Annotated in this window: 3 protein-coding genes and 1 pseudogene; 1 reads left to right on the top strand and 3 read right to left on the bottom strand. The window is 69.3% G+C overall.

The window, feature by feature from the left end:
* The 3 genes and pseudogenes from ACFWJ4_RS41355 to ACFWJ4_RS41345 all read right to left on the bottom strand — a co-directional run.
* Window positions 1-125, bottom strand: a pseudogene (locus tag ACFWJ4_RS41355) (DoxX protein); the annotation flags it as partial.
* Window positions 126-130: 5 nt separating this feature from the next.
* Window positions 131-793 carry a hydrolase gene (locus ACFWJ4_RS41350; RefSeq protein WP_380554572.1) on the bottom strand — a complete coding sequence of 221 codons (663 nt, stop codon included), beginning with the start codon at window positions 791-793 and terminating at the stop codon, window positions 131-133.
* A 682-nt stretch (window positions 794-1475) separates the two neighbouring features.
* Window positions 1476-2156, bottom strand: a complete 681-nt coding sequence (locus ACFWJ4_RS41345) for a TMEM175 family protein (protein WP_380554569.1) — start codon at window positions 2154-2156, stop codon at window positions 1476-1478.
* Window positions 2157-2477: 321 nt separating this feature from the next.
* On the opposite strand from ACFWJ4_RS41345, the gene ACFWJ4_RS41340 reads away from it, so the two are divergent.
* On the top strand, window positions 2478-2927 hold the full coding sequence (locus ACFWJ4_RS41340) for an HAD family acid phosphatase (protein ID WP_380554567.1): 450 nt from the start codon (window positions 2478-2480) through the stop codon (window positions 2925-2927).
* Window positions 2928-2939: the final 12 nt, after the last annotated feature.

The raw sequence follows: 2939 nt of genomic DNA, 5'->3' as shown, positions 1-2939 counted from the left end.
GCGCGGAACTCCTCGGTGCCGCCCGCGAGGCCCCTGCCGCCCAGGTGCGTGCTGATCTTCTGCACGCCGTGGCCGGCGACCAGCAGGCCCACCAGCAGGCGCAGGATCAGAATGCCGGTGTCCACGGAGGTCAGCCCGCGGCGTGTGCGCCGATGACGCTCTGGGCGTACACGACCCCGAGGCCGTAGGCGCCGGCGTGGGCCTTGACGATCTCCATGACCGCGCCGTACGTCTCCTGGCGCGCCCAGTCGCGCTGCAGCTCCAGGAGCACCTGCACCCAGGTCACCGGCACCGCGCCGGCGGCGATCATCCGCTGGAGCGCGTGCTCGTGGGCGGCCGGGCTGACGCCGCCGGAGGCGTCGGAGACGACGTACACCTCGTACCCCTGCTCCAGCGCGGAGAGCGCGGGCAGTACCAGGCAGACCTCGGTCCACAGACCGGAGAGGATGATCTTCTTGCGCCCGGTCGCCCTGACCGCCGCGACGAGGGCCTCGTCCTCCCAGGCGTTCATGGTCGTCCGGTCGATGATCTCGTGCTCGGGGAACACCTCGGCGAGCTGAGGCAGCAGCGGCCCGGAGAAGGACTCGGCGGCCACCGTGGTCAGGACGGCCGGAACGTCGAAAGCCCGAGCCGCCTTGGCGAGCCCCACGGTGCTGTTGATGATCGCGGCACGGTCACCGCTGCCGGTGCCGAAGAACATCTGCGGCTGGTGGTCCACGAAGAGCATGACCGCGTTGTCGGGCGTGAGGAGGTCCGAGCTCGGGGCGGCCTGAACCTTGGTGATGTCGAACATGAGGGATCCTCTCGGAGCAATCGGTAGAGCGCCCACCGCATTCGCGACTTCGGCACACCCCGAAACTACGGCCGTCCCGATCGGCCGAATCCTCCCTCTGTGCTCAGGAACTGGCACCACAGCGCACTACCCGGGGATGAACCGGCGCGGTGACGCGGAGCAGCACGGACGCCGGACCGGCGACCGTCGCACGAGGCTGCGACGGTCCGCTCGTTCGACAGACGGACACCTGGGGGCGACTGGTCGCAGAGAGACACTGTGACGTCGGAAGCCGCGGAGCCGGGAGGCCGCGGAGCCAGTCCACGAACCGACCGGTTGCTCCACGCCAGGCGGGTGGTGCACTTCCCATCAGGTACCGGTGCATTGCCGGGACATCCGAGCCGGATACGGCTCCTGGTCTGAATCTCCGTCAAGGGTCCTCGGGCCTGCCGGGTCGACGCGCGCGACCGGGAAACCCGTGCGCGCAGCTGTCGATCCCCGGTCCGCCCACCCGGTGACGCCCCTCTTCGGCAGATCACGGCTCGGCCCGAGTGCCCGTACCTCCACCGAGCTCGCCCTGGACGGCCGGCTCGTGCTCGGCGAGGACCGGTTCCTCGACATAAACGCGGGGGCCTCCCACGGTACATCTCATCCGTGGAAGGCCCCCAAGCATGCAACCAGGTGTGCTCGCCGGTTCTCTCGCCTACTCCTGGCGATTCGCTTCCCGTCGGCCGCGACCGGGCAGCCGCAACCCCTCGCTGGTCAGAAAGTAGAAGACAGGCAGCACGACGAACACGGCGAGTGCGACGACCGGGGCGGTCAGCGCACCGACCGCACCGGCGAGGAGATACGCCATCACGCCGGCCCACGAGCGGAGCCTGCCGTGAGCGACGTAGGAGGGTTCGACAGCGTGGTGCAGCAGTTCCGGACGCCGGTCCAGATGGCTGTAGAGCACGATCCAGCTGCCGCACATGCCTGCCGCGATCCCGGCGTACAGCGCGACGGCCACGCGAGCGTCGCTGTCGATGACGCTGTTCTGCAGTGCGCCCGACAGCACCGCAGTGGGAAAGGCGAGCGCCGCAGTGGTGAAGAGCAGGAGGAGATTGGCCGCGTGCAACCCGCGATCCATGGCACGTATCCGCACGAAAGCCTGATGATGATTCAGCCAGATGACCGCCACATAGCTGAAGGAGGCCAGGTAGCCGAGGTAGACCGGCCACTGGCGGATCAGGGCCCGCCCGAGTCCGCCCGGTTCGTGGGGCGGATCCGTGAGCCCGAGGACCAGGATGGTCACGGCGATGGCCAGCACGCCGTCGCTGAACGCCTCCGCGCGGGCGGTCTCGGAGCGAGCGAACCTCCGCGGGAGGCCGTGGTCGTCCGTCATGTCGTTCTCTCCTCCGGTCCCGGGCCGCACCACCTGATGAGCCCGAGGTCGTTGTGCCACCGACGGCACACCGGAGCACTCCGGGCGGGATGGCCGCTGCTCGTCGACATCCACCAGGCCTCCGCCGGGGAAGGCGGAGGCCGCGGCGCGCCCTACGGGGCGAGTGGGGCATGGACCGGGCTGCACGGGCAGGCGAGGTCGACACCGGTCGTCACCGTACGTCCGCCGGTCATAGCCGATCGGTCCATCCGTGCCCCGGTTCTGGCCTGTGCGCGAACAGCCGTCGGAGGGCTTCATCCTCCGACGGCTGCGCATACCTGCTTGATCGCGCCCGCCCGCGCCTTCGTCGAGCAGCGCACGGCCGAGCCGACGGACGAGACGCCCGCGATCGTCTTCGACATCGACAACACCACCCTCGCGACGCATTTCCACCCGTTCACGATGCCGGGCATCCCGCCGGTGGTGGAGCTGGCGCAGTACGCCCACTCGCGCGGGGTCGCGATCATCTTCGTCACCGCGCGCGTGGACTTCATCGAACCCGTCACCCGGTACAGCCTGGAGAAGGCGGGCTACACCGTGGACGAGCTGCACGGCCGCGGCCTGGGCGACCTCTTCAAGTCGGTGCAGCAGTACAAGACGGACGAGCGGATCAAGGTCGAGAACGAGGGCTACACGATCATCGCCAGCATCGGCAACAACTGGACGGACCTCAACGGCGGCCACGCCGAGCAGACCTTCAAGCTGCCGGACTACAACGGCCTGCTCTCCTGACCCACCCCACCG

It is taken from the genome of Kitasatospora sp. NPDC127067 (assembly GCF_042724755.1).
Classification (GTDB): Bacteria; Actinomycetota; Actinomycetes; order Streptomycetales; family Streptomycetaceae; genus Kitasatospora; species Kitasatospora lactacystinica.
Note: the sequence above shows the minus strand (reverse complement) of the source record. Positions and strands in the feature narration are given on the sequence as shown.